Origin of the sequence: Aeromonas sp. R2-3 (assembly GCF_040908375.1) — a bacterium.
Classification (GTDB): domain Bacteria; phylum Pseudomonadota; class Gammaproteobacteria; order Enterobacterales; family Aeromonadaceae; genus Aeromonas; species Aeromonas veronii.
On record NZ_JBFODP010000030.1, the window covers coordinates 172,763 to 185,956 of the forward strand.

Below are 13,194 nucleotides of genomic sequence, written 5' to 3' on the forward strand. Positions count from 1 at the left end.
AATGCAGGAATTGCGTTACATCTTGGTTGCCCTGGGCGGTATTGCTATTGCGGCATTGCTCATTCACGGGTTGTGGAGCAACAAAAAGAATCGTCAGGCACCGATCAAAGAGAAACCGATTGGACGGATGGACTCCAAGTCGCGGGATCGTGATAACGACGCCTTCGACAGCGATGGCATCGGCCAGGTACGCGTGGTCAGTGGTGGCCGTCGTGCCGAGCCCAAGCTGCGCAGTGAAGAGAGCCGCCAGCCGGAACTCGGTCGTCGCCCTGCCGTCCCCGCCTTTGATGATGAAGATGACGAGGACGATCTGCCGCCGCCCGTAGTGCGCAAGCCTGCTGCCCGCCCGGTTCCGCCGCCTCCTATCTATGAAGAGGAAACATTCGACGAACCGCTGCCCGAGGAGATTGACGAGGCGCCCGCCGCGCCGGTGCGCAAACCTGCTCAGGTCAATCGTCGTACCCCGGTCTACCGTTCCCGTCCCCAGCGCGAGCCCATGATGCAGTCGCTGGATGACGAGCCGCTGGTCGAGCCCGCTTACGCGACCGCCCCGACTTTTGGTGCCCGTGCAGAGACAGTCCGTACCGCTGACACCGTTCGTGCCGAACCGGTGCGTGCTCCCGAGCCGGAATATCAGCCGCAGCCCCGTCATGTGGCTCCCGAGCCTGTGTATGAAGAGCCGGCCTACGTGGCACCTGCACCTGTGGTTGAAGAGCCGCGCATGGCGCCCCAGCCGGTCGAGAAGATTTGGCAGGATGTCTATGTCATCAACCTGATGGGCCGTCCGGGTCACGACTTGCAAGGTGCGACCCTGCTCTCGTCCCTGATGGCGCTGGGCTTCAAGTTTGGCGAGATGGATATTTTCCACCGTCACGAAGATCCCAACGGCAAGGGTGAAGTGCTCTTCTCCATGATCAACATGGTCAAGCCAGGCACCTTCAATCCGTACCGGATGGAACAGTTCACCACGCCGGGTGTCTCCCTGTTCATGCAACTGCCGCTGCGCAGCAATGCCGCGTTTGCCTTCGAGGACATGCTGCAGGCTGCCGATCAGCTGGCCAGCGATCTCGATGCCATGCTGACAGATATGGATCGCAGCCCGCTGAGCGACGAGACCATTGCCCGTTACCGTCACGAGCTGGCTGCCTACGAGGCCAGTCGCGACTAATACGCCATGCGGGTCGAGTGAAGAAAAAGTGCGGTACCCAGGTACCGCATTTTTGTTTCTACCCCGGCCGTATGTTCAATCACACTTCGAGACTTTTTCATGAGCGACACTCTCTCCCGCCACCGTCAATTGTGTGAACTGCTTACCGAATATGGTCACCAGTACTATGTGTTGGATAACCCCACAGTGCCGGATGCCGAATACGACCGTCTGATGCGCGAATTGATCGCACTGGAGGCTGACCACCCCGAGCTGAAAACCCCGGCTTCCCCGAGCGTGCGGGTCGGTGGCCAGCCGCTGACTGCCTTCAGGCAGGTGCGTCACGAGATCCCCATGCTGAGTCTGGATAACGTCTTTAGCAGCGAAGAGCTGCTGGCCTTTGAACAGCGCATGAGCGATCGCCTCAAGCGTGAAGTGCGTTTCGAGTTCTGCTGCGAGCCCAAGCTTGATGGCCTGGCGGTGAGCCTGCTCTATGTGAATGGTCAGCTGGTGCAGGCCGCTACCCGGGGCGATGGCGCAACCGGTGAGGAGATCACCGAGAACGTGCGTACCATCAAGGCCATTCCGCTCGCATTGCGGGGCTCTGGTTGGCCCGAGCGGCTTGAGGTGCGTGGCGAAGTCTTTATGCCCAAGGCTGGTTTCGAGGCGATGAATGCCAAGGCACTGGCCGCAGGCGAGAAGGTGTTCGTCAACCCGCGTAACGCCGCCGCCGGCAGCCTGCGTCAGCTCGATTCACGTATCACTGCCAGCCGTCCCCTGAGCTTTTACGCCTACGGCGTCGGTGTCGGCGGCGAGCAGCTCGGTGGCTCTCACTTCGGTCGCCTCAATCAGCTCAAGGAGTGGGGCTTGCCGCTTAGTCCCGAGGTGAAACTCAAAGAGGGGGCTGCCGGTTGTCAGGCGTTCCACGACGACATTCTGGCCCGTCGTGGCGAGCTGCCTTACGAGATCGATGGCGTGGTCTACAAGGTGGATGCCATCCCCCTGCAAGAGGAGTTGGGCTTTGTGGCCCGCGCCCCGCGCTGGGCGACCGCCCACAAGTTTCCAGCGCAGGAGGAGATGACTCTGCTTGAGAACGTCGAGTTTCAGGTCGGCCGCACCGGCGCCGTGACCCCGGTGGCCAAGCTAAAACCGGTGTTTGTCGGCGGCGTCACTGTCTCCAACGCCACCTTGCACAACGCCGACGAGATTGAACGCCTTGGCGTCATGGTCGGCGATACCGTGATCGTGCGCCGGGCAGGGGACGTGATCCCGCAGATCGTGGCCGTGGTAGAGGCACAGCGCCCTGTTGATGCGCGTGAAATTCTCTTCCCGACCGAGTGTCCGGTGTGTGGTTCTGCGGTGGAGCGGCTGGAAGGGGAAGCGGTTGCCCGCTGCTCCGGCGGCCTGTTCTGCGAGGCGCAGCGCAAGGAGGCGATCAAGCACTTCGCCGCCCGTCGCGCCATGGATGTGGACGGCCTTGGCGACAAGATAGTCGAGCAGTTGGTGGACAAGGGACTTGTGAAGACCCCCGCCGATCTCTTCAGCCTCAATGCTATCCAGCTGGCCGGTCTTGAGCGGATGGGGCAAAAATCGGCCCTCAATCTGGTAGCCGCCATCGATGCAGCGCGCAGCACCACCCTGCCGCGTTTCCTGTTTGCCCTGGGGATCCGCGAAGTGGGGGAGGCGACTGCGCTCAACCTTGCCAACCACTTCCTCACCCTGGATGCACTGCGCGCAGCCTCGGTGGAGCAACTGCTCGAAGTGGCCGATGTGGGCGATGTGGTGGCCAAGCATGTCTACTACTTCCTGCGTCAGCCCCACAACGTGGAGGTGTTGGAAGCCTTGCTGGCTGCCGGCATCCACTGGCCGGCCATCGAGAAGAAAGAGGCCGCGGAGCAACCCTTTGCCGGCAAGACCTTCGTGCTGACCGGTACGCTGACCACCTTGTCGCGCAACGACGCCAAGGCGGCGCTGCAGGCCCTGGGAGCCAAGGTGGCGGGTTCGGTATCTGCCAAGACCGATGTGCTGGTGGCGGGGGAAGCGGCCGGTTCCAAGCTGACCAAAGCACAAGAGCTTGGCATCACCATCTGGACTGAAGAGGAGCTGCAACAGGCGTTGCAGGGCTCATAGCCCTCACCAATCCTAACCGCAGCACCCGATAAAAGAGAACCCGGCATGGCCGGGTTCTCTTTTTTGTTTCGGCGGTCACTCACGCCAGAGGATCTTGTGGCGCCATTTGTCGGGCACGGTGAGCTGCCAGCGGGCCAGTTCTCTCTTGCTGAAGACATATTCGCCGCGCAGGGCCGCGCGCGGGGAGATAGTACGGGGCAGGGTGCCCGCCAGAATGGTGTTGATGAGGCTGGCTGCCTGTATCCCCTGATCGTGGCCGTCCAGCACCAGCCCGCCGATGGCCATCCCCTTGCCGACGGTAAATTCCCAGAAACAGAAGAGCGGCACCGGCGTGTTGGCGCTGGTCCACTCCAGCACCGTCTTTTCGCTCACATGCTTGCCATTGTCATCGACCAGCGTGTGGTAGAGGCCGAGGAAGATCGCCTGATAGCCGTTCTTCTTGGCGTTGAGCACTGCCTCCTGCCATAGGCTGTAATCCCCCATCAGCTGGCTGTTGATCCGGGTCTGGCCGACTCGCAGCTCGGTCTGGGTCTTGAATTCATCCTCGATGGCGGTGAGGGCCACATTACTGGAATCAAACAGAACCAGTGCCTTGTCGAGCCCCCCCATCATCTGGCTTATTTCGCTGATGTTACGCTTGAGCAGGGGACGCTCCAGCACGCCGGTGATCTTGGGGTGGCCGACAAAGCCCTTGAGACGCGGATTCTCGTTCATGCCGAGAAAGACCACCGGGGTGCCCAGCGAGGCGATCTCGTTGGCCAGATAGTTGATGGCGTTATCATCCCCCAGTACTACCAGATCCGGTTTGCTCTTGAGATAAAAGGCGATGGCTTGCTGGGCGATCTCGTCGAACTTCTCCCGTGGATGGCGTTTGGTGTCCATATAGAAGTGGGTGATCTTGTGCTCCCCCTGCAAGCCAACGAGCAGCCCTTTGTTGTAGCTTTGGTCCCACAGGTATTCGGGATGGTAGCTGCTGATCACCAGAATGTTTGCGGCCCAGAGCGGCAGAGAGAGGGTGGATAGCAGTAGCAATAGCAGGGAGGTGCGCATGGGTTGTCCCTTGTCGAGGGGAGAGAGTTCTTGTTCAGTATGGGCGGTTTTGGTTGGCGCTGTCATCTCGAAACCGGTGCGGCGGGGGGCGATTTTTTTTCGGGTGGGCGGATCGGACGCCAGCCCGCACCCTGCTTGAGGTTGGATTTGAACGGGGCTCTTTTAGGTTGGTCGTGAACTGTCCCGCTCGCTGAAAAACCTGTTCTGGATCAAGAAATGAGGCTTCGCTTTGGTGCCTAATAGACACCACATATAGGGACGCATTCGTTTTTAATCCCTATATGTTGTGTTATTAAGCTGTGTATAAGCTGTTCCCCTCCTATCTTCAGCCCAGGCTTGTCAAGCCTCGGCTGAATTTATTTGCGTCCAGGACGAGATGCCGGGAGGGGGGCCCAACAAGGGTGAGCCAGAGGCAAATGCCTGGCCTTTTAACGGGGAAAATTCATGAAACCGGTTGTGATCAAACGTGACGGATGTCGCGCACCATTCAATGCTCAGCTGATTGCAGAGGCAGTCAGCCGAGCGGCGGAAGCGGTCAATCAGGCCAATCCGGCACTCGCCTCCCGCATTGCCAATGCCGTGAGTCAGGAGCTGGAAGGGCGTGGTGAAGTTGATATCCACGAGATCCAGAACCGGGTCGAAAACCACCTGATGGCTTCCGACGACAAGGCCATCGCCCGTGCCTATATCGAATATCGCCACGACAGGGATCAGGCTCGCGAGGCGCGCGGCCGTCTGGCGCAGGAGATCCGCGGTCTGGTCGAGCAGACCAACGCCGCCCTGCTCAACGAGAATGCCAACAAAGACTCCAAGGTGATCCCGACCCAGCGCGACTTGCTGGCCGGTATCGTCGCCAAGCACTATGCCACCAGCCACATGCTGCCCCGTGATGTGGTTCAGGCTCATGAGAGCGGTGATCTGCACTTCCACGATCTCGATTACTCACCTTTCTTCCCGATGTTCAACTGCATGTTGATCGATCTGAAAGGGATGCTGACCCACGGCTTCAAGATGGGCAATGCGGAGATCGATACCCCGAAATCCATCAGCACCGCCACGGCCGTGACCGCCCAGATCATCGCCCAGGTGGCGAGCCATATCTATGGCGGCACCACCATCAACCGCATCGACGAAGTGCTGGCCCCCTATGTGACCATCAGCTGGCAGAAACACCGTGAAGTGGCCGAAGAGTGGGGCATTGCCGATGTGGAAGCCTACGCCATGGCTCGCACCGAGAAAGAGTGTTACGACGCCTTCCAGTCACTGGAGTACGAGGTCAACACCCTGCACACCGCCAACGGTCAGACGCCGTTCGTCACCTTCGGCTTTGGCTTGGGGGACAGCTGGGAGTCGCGGATGATCCAGCGTGCCATCCTCAGCAACCGTATCGCTGGTCTTGGCAAGAACAAGAAGACCGCCGTGTTCCCGAAACTGGTGTTTGCCATCAAGGATGGCCTCAACCACAAGCAGGGCGATCCCAACTACGACATCAAGCAGCTGGCGCTGGAGTGTGCCTCCAAGCGGATGTATCCGGACATCCTTAACTACGACCAGGTGGTCAAGGTGACCGGCTCCTTCAAGACTCCCATGGGTTGCCGCTCCTTCCTCGGTGCCTACGAGGAGAATGGCGAGCTGATCCACGAAGGTCGCAACAACCTGGGTGTGGTGAGCCTCAACTTGCCGCGCATTGCGCTGAAATCCCGTGACGAAGCGGACTTCTGGGATCGTCTCGATGCCTCCCTGCGGGTCGCCAAGAAGGCGCTGATGTACCGCATCACCCGTCTGGACGGGGTGAAAGCACGGGTTGCACCGATCCTCTATATGGAAGGGGCTTGCGGCGTGCGCCTCAAGGCGGACGACAACGTCAGCGAGATCTTCAAGAACGGTCGTGCCTCCATTTCCCTCGGTTATATCGGGGTTCACGAGACCATCAACGCCCTGTTTGGTGACAAGGTGCACCTGTTTGACAGCGCCGAGCTGCAACAGAAAGCCATCGCTATCATCGCCCGTCTCAGGGCGGCCATCGATGAGTGGAAAGAGGAGGCTGGCTACGGTTTCAGCCTCTACTCCACCCCGAGCGAGAACCTCTGCACCCGCTTCTGCCGCATCGATGCCAAAGAGTTTGGCGTGGTATCCGGTGTGACGGACAAGGGTTACTACACCAACAGCTTCCACCTCGATGTGGAGAAGCAGGTCAACCCGTACGACAAGCTGGACTTCGAGGCGCCCTATCCGCCCATCGCCAGCGGTGGCTTCATCTGCTACGGCGAGTACCCCAATATCCAGCACAATCTGGAAGCACTCGAAAACGTCTGGGATTACAGCTACGACAAGGTGCCCTATTACGGTACCAACACCCCCATCGACGAGTGCTACGACTGCGGCTTCACCGGCGAGTTCGAATGCACCTCCAAGGGCTTCACCTGCCCGCGCTGCGGTAACCATGACCCGGCCAAGGTGTCGGTGACCCGCCGTGTCTGCGGCTACCTCGGTAGCCCCGATGCGCGCCCCTTCAATGCGGGCAAGCAGGAAGAGGTGAAGCGCCGCGTCAAACATATGTAAGCGCACAGGCGATGAAGAGCTGGCCCCTGACTCAAGGGGCCATTTTCATTGGAGGGCGGCAACCATGCCGCCTTCCCGTGAACGAGGCAGGAAACAAGCGATGCACTACCACCAATACTACCCGGTCGATGTGATTAACGGCCCCGGCACCCGTGCCACCCTGTTTGTCTCCGGTTGTGAGCATCAGTGCCCGGGTTGCTACAACCAGAGCACCTGGCGGCTGGATGGCGGCAAGCCGTTCGATCAGGCGATGAGCGATCGCGTCATTGCGGATCTCAACGACAGCCGCATCAAACGGCGAGGTCTGTCGCTCTCCGGCGGCGATCCACTCCACCCGGCCAACGTGCCCCACGTGCTGGCGCTGGTGAAACGGGTACGCGCCGAGTGTCCGGGCAAGGATATCTGGTGCTGGACCGGCTACCGGCTCGGCGAGCTGTCAGAGGCCCAGCGCGAGCTGGTGGCCTTGCTGGATGTGCTGGTGGATGGCAAGTTTGAAAAGGCGTTGGCAGACCCCGGCCTGCTCTGGCGTGGCAGCAGCAATCAGCAGATCCACGACCTTAACGCCTGGCGTGATGCGGGTGAGCGAATTCCCTGTCTGGTTTGCAGTTGAAGCCCGGGATGTTTATGGTTAGCCCATTCCAATCCTGACGACATTTTTGAAAAGGAGAGCCGAGATGAACAATCTGCTCAAGATCCTGCTGGCCATTTTCCTGCCCCCGGTTTGCGCGTTTATCCAGGTGGGCTTTAGCCTGCACTTTTTAATCAACATAGTGCTGACCCTGATGGGCGGTCTGCCGGGCATGGTGCATGCGCTCTGGCTGGTGGTGAGCGACAAGCGCGGCTGATACCTTCGGCTGGTTAGTGAGCTCATTGACGATAAAAGGGCCAACCTCTCGGGGATGGCCCTTTTGTTCATGTTCATACGAATACTTTTTCGTTAGGATGGGTGACTGACCAAAAGGGCGCGCGTTGAGCGGCCCGCAGTCCGGCAACAAGTACCGGCAGAGAACAAGGAGCGTTACATGAAGTGGAAAGTCGCAGTATGGTCAGGTCTGGCAGTGACACTGTTGCTGGGGTGCTCATCCCGTCAGGAGGTAGCGCACGAGCGCGCTCCGATCGCTATCCCTCTCGAGCAGTTGTCCAGCTACTGGGTTCAGGAGAAGCCGTGGTCATGGCTTGGCAATGACGAGCCGGCCCTGCCGGCCAAACCGGTCAAGGGGTATGTGGAAGTTCGCTATCAAATCGACGCCAGCGGCACGCCGGTCAAGCCGGAAGTGGTGGCGGCCGAGCCCCCCGGCGAGCTGGAGCAGAGCGCGCTGGCGACCCTCTCGCGGATCCGCTACAGCCCGGCAGAGGGCAACCCGGATGCCATTCCGGTCGAGGTAACCAACCGCTTCGAGATCGAGATCAACTGATCCCCCACCACTCTGATGGCAGAGAAAGAGAGACCCCGGCCAGGCCGGGGTCACGTTTATTGCTGTTTGCAGTCGTTGTAGGCGGTCTGCCACTCGCCATCCTGATCCCGTAGCTCGACAAAGCCCTCATCCCCCTTGTTCCACCAGACGGCCTCATGTTCGTCCGTGTAGCGGGCACCGGAGGCCGAAATGGCCTGGGGCAGGGTGTAATCCTTGCCGTCCGGCAGTGACAGCTTGATAAAGTTGAGGCTTTCGTCGGAGAGGGAGAAGTAGCGCACCTGCACCTTCTTGCCCTGCTCGCACTGGTAACTGACCGGTTCGCCACCAGTGACTGAGAGGGTATTGCCCTGATTGCAGCCAGCGAGCAGGCCGAGGGCCAGCGCACCAGCGGCCATCATATGTACCTTATTCATGATTACAGCTCCATTGGTGTCATACGGGCGTGAGCCTAACAGGTTGCCGTTATTGTGCAATCCGCACGGCCATTCGGTGCGTCGCTGGCTGTCCGGCATACCGCGCGAGTATGAGAGGGTGCAATCAGGAAGGCATCGCCATCAGTAGAGGCCAAGTCTGGTTTCAAACTGGCGGATCAGCGTCTCATAGATGCCGTTGTTTTTGATCTTCTGCAGCCCCTGCTCGAACTGTTTGGCCAGCGCTTCCCCTTGCGGGTGGTGGCGGGAGAAGGCGAGCCAGAAGCCATCGGTGGAGAGCTTGCCAACCTTGACCACCTTGCCTGTCAGCTGTTTTTGCTGGATCTTGAGGTAGCCCGGCATGCCGTTCATCAGGATGTAGTCGACCCGGCCACGTACCAGCATCTCGAGGATCTGGGCATCGGATTTGGCCTGAAAGCGGGTGATCCTGGGGTTCTCCATAAAATCGGTGGGGTAGGTGTAGCCGAGGGTGATGCCCACCCGCTTGCCTTCCAGCGAGGTGAGCTTGAGATCCCGTTGCGGGTCGCTGGCAAGGGCGAAGATGGCAAGATCCTCCTCGAACATGGGGGTATCGTGCCAATGGTACTGGTAGCGGTTCTCTTCGGTGATGGTGGCGTTGAAGCACCCCGCAAGTTTGCCGCTTTTCGCATCGTGCATGCAGCGGGCGAAGGGAAGGGTGCGAAAGACAATCTCGATCCCTTCGGCGGCGAACACCGCCTTGACCAGCTCAGGCGCCAGTCCGTGGGGCTGGTCATCCTCATTGTCCTTGTCGCGCTCGCAGTAGGGGGCCCAGTCATCTTCGGCACCAATGACAAGCGGGGTGGCCCCGAGCGGGCTGGTAGCCAACAGCATCAGACAAACCAGCCATTTTTTTAACAACGCGACCATAGGTGCACCTCATCGACAGCAGCCTTACAAGCATAGCCACACTTCTGCGCTGACTTGTAGTGGCAGGAGTATTGGTGAGGGAGGTAAACGAGGGCGAGAAAAAAAGCCCCGGCAGGCGACGGGGCGAAAGAGAGCTCATCCATGGGCTGACAACAGTGCTTACAACAGGAAATCAATAACCGAAGCGGGTCGCCTCGAAGCGGTTGAGCAACCGGTGGACGAGGTAGCAGGCCAGCAGTGTGACCACGATGGCAAACAGTATGCTGCTCACCCTGTAGAGGGCGCTGAACACCAGATCGTTGCCCGGAGTGAGGTACTGGCCAAACAGGATGCCGAGGGTAGTGAGGGCGCCAAAGCCGACCCCGGAGCCGCCTGCCTCCTTGACGTGAGCATGGCTGAACAGCATGGCGCCGAGCCACAGCAGCGGGGCGACAAGCAGCAGTTGTCCTGACCAGTCATAGAGCAGCAGCTGGCCGAGCAAGCCGAAGGTGACCCCCAGCAAGGTGCCCATCGCCCGTTTGCGGGCATAACTCAGCGCACCGTTCCAATGCATGGGGAACAGCACCAGCAAGGTTGTGGCCTGGGCAGACATGGAGTCGCGCAGGTCAAACACCTGAAAGACCAGAAATGACAGGGTGGCCACTGTGGCCCCCAGCAGGGCTTCATGGCGCATTCGGTGCGGCGCCTTGGGGGCCGAGGCGGGCTTGGGTCTTGCATCCACATCCGGGATCAGCATGGTCATCAGGTAAGCGATCAGCACCGACAGCATGCTCGCCCAGATATTGTTGAGGATCAGGTCGTTGAGGTCGGTCTGCGGATAGCTGGCAAAGTGCAGCATGATGCTGAGGCTCAGCACCCCGTTGGCCCCGAACAGAAACAGGCTGCCCCGCGACATGGCGGCGAAACGGTAGAGAAACAGCAGAAAGGCGATAGGGGTCATCAGCGCCGGATGGCTGCCAAACAGTCCCCCCAGCAGCCCGACCTCCACCCCACAGACCACCGCAGCCGCGATCAGCTGGCGTGCGGCATGGCCATTCATCACCGGCACCATCCCCAGCAGCAGCACTGGTGTGACCGTATAGAAGACCCCGTAATTCCAGCCAAACAGCTTGCAGAGCAAAAAGCCCGTGGTGCAGCCAAATGCGATGCGCAGGCACTGGCGCAGCTCGTTGCCGGTGAGGGGCCGATACCAGAGGTGAGCGGCAGCACCACCGGCGGGGTGTGCTGGGGCGGTATTGGCCGACGGGTGAGTTGCGTGGTTAGTAGACATAATGGAGCAGGCTGAGCAGGTGGATCTGGCCCCGTGCCAGCATGGCGGTCAGGGCATTGTCCGGCAGCAGTTGTACCGTGGCCCGCGCCCCGGCTGGCAGATGGTCGGGGAGCTGCTCCAGCTCGAGGTGTAGCCGCATCCGCTGGGCATCCCGTACCCAGCGATCCGACTCCACCGGTGCGGCCAGTCGACCATTGGCATCAAACTGACCGGCACTCACCCCGGCATCCAGACTGCTTACCCGGGCAGGATAGAGCTGACCCGGCTCGCCATCGAAGGCCACCAGTGCGCGGGTTTGCTCGCCAACATGGCGCAGGCTCTTCTCCCGAAAATCGGCTATGACATCGACCTGTTCCGACACCAGCGCCAGCAGCGGGCTGCCCGCGCTGGCGATACTGCCCGGCTTGAGCTGCAGGTTGGTGATGGTGCCATCCTGATCCGCGTGGACCCGGCTGTAAGAGAGGGCCAGCTGCGCTTGCGCCAGCTTGTTGCGGGCCTGGCGCAGCAACAGATTGTCCTCACCGGTCACGCCACGACTGGCCTTGATCTGGGCCAGTTTGGCCTGACTGGCGCGCAGGTTGGCCTGGGCGCTGCGCAGGGCGCTGTCAGCCTCATCTTTTTGTTGCAGCGAAACCATGTGACGTTGGTAGAGCGCATCGATCCGCTCAGCCTCGCGCCACTTCTGGCTGGCCAGGGTCTCCTTGGCGTTGATCTCGGCAACGGCGGCGGTCAGAGCGGCATCCAGTTCACTGTTCTGCTGTTCTGCCTGCGCCAGCGCAAGGCGGGCCTGCTCCACTGCCAGTTCAAAAGGGGCCGGATCCAGCCTGAACAGCAGATCCCCCTTCTTGACCTGCTGGTTGTTATGAACGGCAACCTCGATCACCTTGCCGCTCACCTGAGGTGCCAGCTTGGTGACCACCCGGGTCGCCATTGCCTGAGGGGTGAGGGGCATCAGCAGGTCGGCTATCAGAAAATAGGCAAACAGGGTGGCAAAGCCAGCCATGGACCATTTGATCCAGCGGGTAAATTGTTGATCCGGGGTCATCTTATTCTCTCTCTGTGTCGGTCTCGGGAGGGCTTGTATCGCCTCCGGCTTGTCGGTCGTGGTGTTGTTCAATTTTGCTGAGGGCGTTGGCCGAGATCCGCTGCACCGTGGCTTCAAACAGTTGCAGGGTCTGCTCGTCGATGCCCCCCAGCAGCTCCCGGCGGATATTCATGATGCGGTCGGCGATCTGATCGAGCAGGGTCTGGCCAGCCGGGGTCACGCAGACGATGCGGGCCCGCTTGTCCTGACTGCAGCAGTGGCGCTCAATCAGACCCTGCTCTTCCAGCTGGCCCAGGGTGCGCATCAGGGAGGGGAGCTCTATCTCGAGGGCTTCGGCCAGGGTCTTCTGGCTGACATGGCTCCCCATGCGGGAGAGTTTCCACAGCGCGGTCCAGCGGGGATGGGTGAGGCCAAGGGGAGCCAGCTCCAGGTCGGCGGCAGTACGCCATAGCCGGTGCATCCGCGCTATCTGCTCGGCGAGCGACAGCTCGCGCAACCTTTCCAGATCCGTCATCTTCTCATCCTCAATCTACTTAGCCTGCTAACTATCATACTTGTTTAGCAGGCTAAGTAAATAGTGTGATGCAGATCACGTTTCTGGTCGGAGCTTTCGCTGGTGCGAGTTGGCAGCATTCGAGCCCCTGATATTATTTTCGGGGCTGATCCACTCGAGGCTCTCTTGCCGATTCGGATATTGCGCCGTGAATGGAGGATATCCGGTGGTTATTTTCATGAAATTTTCAGCTTCAGCGAGCAGCTCTTTTTTTATCCGCTAATATTGATGGGGTTATAAAACAAGGGGGAAATGGGTTGTGGATGGATATGACAGTGGATGTGTGTATCTGGCAATTGAAGCGCTGTTGAGTGATGGGGAATATGGTGCAGAGTCACACCATGGCGTGAATCGGGAAGGCGCTATCAGAAGTACCGATATCAGTCATGATTTTGACCCCGCCAATATTCCATTGCTGTTGGCAGAATAGACCTGACCGTGTGTGATCCTTGTGAGTTCAAGCCAGTGCTCTGGTATTCGCTGGCTTGACTCATCACTATTTCAATCTCCTCTTTTTGCATCTTTCTCCTCACCATTTTTCATCGTGCGTGCTTCCTGCACGCTGACTTAAACCCTGATGTGGCATGCCGTGGCACTCGCGTCGTGGCGATGACATTGCCCGCTGATTATCACTCACAGGAGCTGTGGCGATAAATGGTCGCAGAGCTTGTCATCTGGCTCTGTTATTTCCCAGAAGGGGGAA

12 protein-coding genes are annotated in these 13,194 nt (G+C 59.7%); 6 read left to right on the forward strand and 6 right to left on the reverse strand.

What is annotated here, in order from left to right:
• The first annotated feature begins 1 nt into the window (after position 1).
• Together zipA and ligA are read left to right on the forward strand one after the other, a co-directional pair.
• Entirely contained in the window at positions 2 to 1,168 is a 1,167-nt protein-coding gene (gene zipA, locus AB5Z02_RS15955; RefSeq protein ID WP_368216442.1) for a cell division protein ZipA, read from the forward strand.
• Positions 1,169 to 1,267: 99 nt separating this feature from the next.
• Positions 1,268 to 3,277, forward strand: coding sequence for an NAD-dependent DNA ligase LigA (ligA, locus tag AB5Z02_RS15960; RefSeq protein WP_368216444.1), 2,010 nt, complete (start codon positions 1,268 to 1,270; stop codon positions 3,275 to 3,277).
• A gap of 75 nt (positions 3,278 to 3,352) precedes the next feature.
• Here ligA and AB5Z02_RS15965 read toward each other — a convergent pair whose 3' ends face one another.
• Positions 3,353 to 4,327 carry an ABC transporter substrate-binding protein gene (locus tag AB5Z02_RS15965; RefSeq protein ID WP_368216479.1) on the reverse strand — a complete coding sequence of 325 codons (975 nt, stop codon included), beginning with the start codon at positions 4,325 to 4,327 and terminating at the stop codon, positions 3,353 to 3,355.
• A gap of 444 nt (positions 4,328 to 4,771) precedes the next feature.
• On the opposite strand from AB5Z02_RS15965, the gene nrdD reads away from it, so the two are divergent.
• The 4 genes from nrdD to AB5Z02_RS15985 all read left to right on the forward strand — a co-directional run bounded on the left by nrdD (position 4,772) and on the right by AB5Z02_RS15985 (position 8,304).
• Positions 4,772 to 6,889 (forward strand): anaerobic ribonucleoside-triphosphate reductase, encoded by a 2,118-nt coding sequence (gene nrdD / locus AB5Z02_RS15970; RefSeq protein ID WP_368216446.1) that lies wholly within the window; start codon positions 4,772 to 4,774, stop codon positions 6,887 to 6,889.
• Between the two features lie 100 nt (positions 6,890 to 6,989).
• Entirely contained in the window at positions 6,990 to 7,499 is a 510-nt protein-coding gene (gene nrdG / locus AB5Z02_RS15975) for an anaerobic ribonucleoside-triphosphate reductase-activating protein (RefSeq protein WP_368216447.1), read from the forward strand.
• Positions 7,500 to 7,563: 64 nt separating this feature from the next.
• The gene (locus tag AB5Z02_RS15980) at positions 7,564 to 7,734 is read left to right on the forward strand and encodes a YqaE/Pmp3 family membrane protein (RefSeq protein ID WP_005338440.1); all 171 of its coding nucleotides are present in this window, start codon (positions 7,564 to 7,566) and stop codon (positions 7,732 to 7,734) included.
• Positions 7,735 to 7,911: 177 nt separating this feature from the next.
• A complete protein-coding gene (locus AB5Z02_RS15985; RefSeq protein ID WP_231720741.1) occupies positions 7,912 to 8,304 on the forward strand; it encodes a TonB family protein in 393 nt (130 codons plus the stop codon).
• A 56-nt stretch (positions 8,305 to 8,360) separates the two neighbouring features.
• Here the strand turns inward: AB5Z02_RS15985 and AB5Z02_RS15990 are convergent, their stop codons facing one another.
• The 5 genes from AB5Z02_RS15990 to AB5Z02_RS16010 all read right to left on the reverse strand — a co-directional run bounded on the left by AB5Z02_RS15990 (position 8,361) and on the right by AB5Z02_RS16010 (position 12,452).
• Positions 8,361 to 8,717, reverse strand: a complete 357-nt coding sequence (locus tag AB5Z02_RS15990; protein WP_005338437.1) for an MliC family protein — start codon at positions 8,715 to 8,717, stop codon at positions 8,361 to 8,363.
• Positions 8,718 to 8,858: 141 nt separating this feature from the next.
• Positions 8,859 to 9,587, reverse strand: coding sequence for an ABC transporter substrate-binding protein (locus tag AB5Z02_RS15995; RefSeq protein WP_223849344.1), 729 nt, complete (start codon positions 9,585 to 9,587; stop codon positions 8,859 to 8,861).
• A gap of 208 nt (positions 9,588 to 9,795) precedes the next feature.
• Positions 9,796 to 10,893 carry a DUF2955 domain-containing protein gene (locus AB5Z02_RS16000; RefSeq protein ID WP_231720742.1) on the reverse strand — a complete coding sequence of 366 codons (1,098 nt, stop codon included), beginning with the start codon at positions 10,891 to 10,893 and terminating at the stop codon, positions 9,796 to 9,798.
• Positions 10,883 to 11,938 carry an HlyD family secretion protein gene (locus AB5Z02_RS16005; RefSeq protein WP_043818894.1) on the reverse strand — a complete coding sequence of 352 codons (1,056 nt, stop codon included), beginning with the start codon at positions 11,936 to 11,938 and terminating at the stop codon, positions 10,883 to 10,885. The genes AB5Z02_RS16000 and AB5Z02_RS16005 overlap by 11 nt, the downstream gene beginning before the upstream one ends.
• Before the next feature lies 1 nt (position 11,939).
• Entirely contained in the window at positions 11,940 to 12,452 is a 513-nt protein-coding gene (locus AB5Z02_RS16010) for a MarR family transcriptional regulator (RefSeq protein ID WP_064337040.1), read from the reverse strand.
• Positions 12,453 to 13,194: the final 742 nt, after the last annotated feature.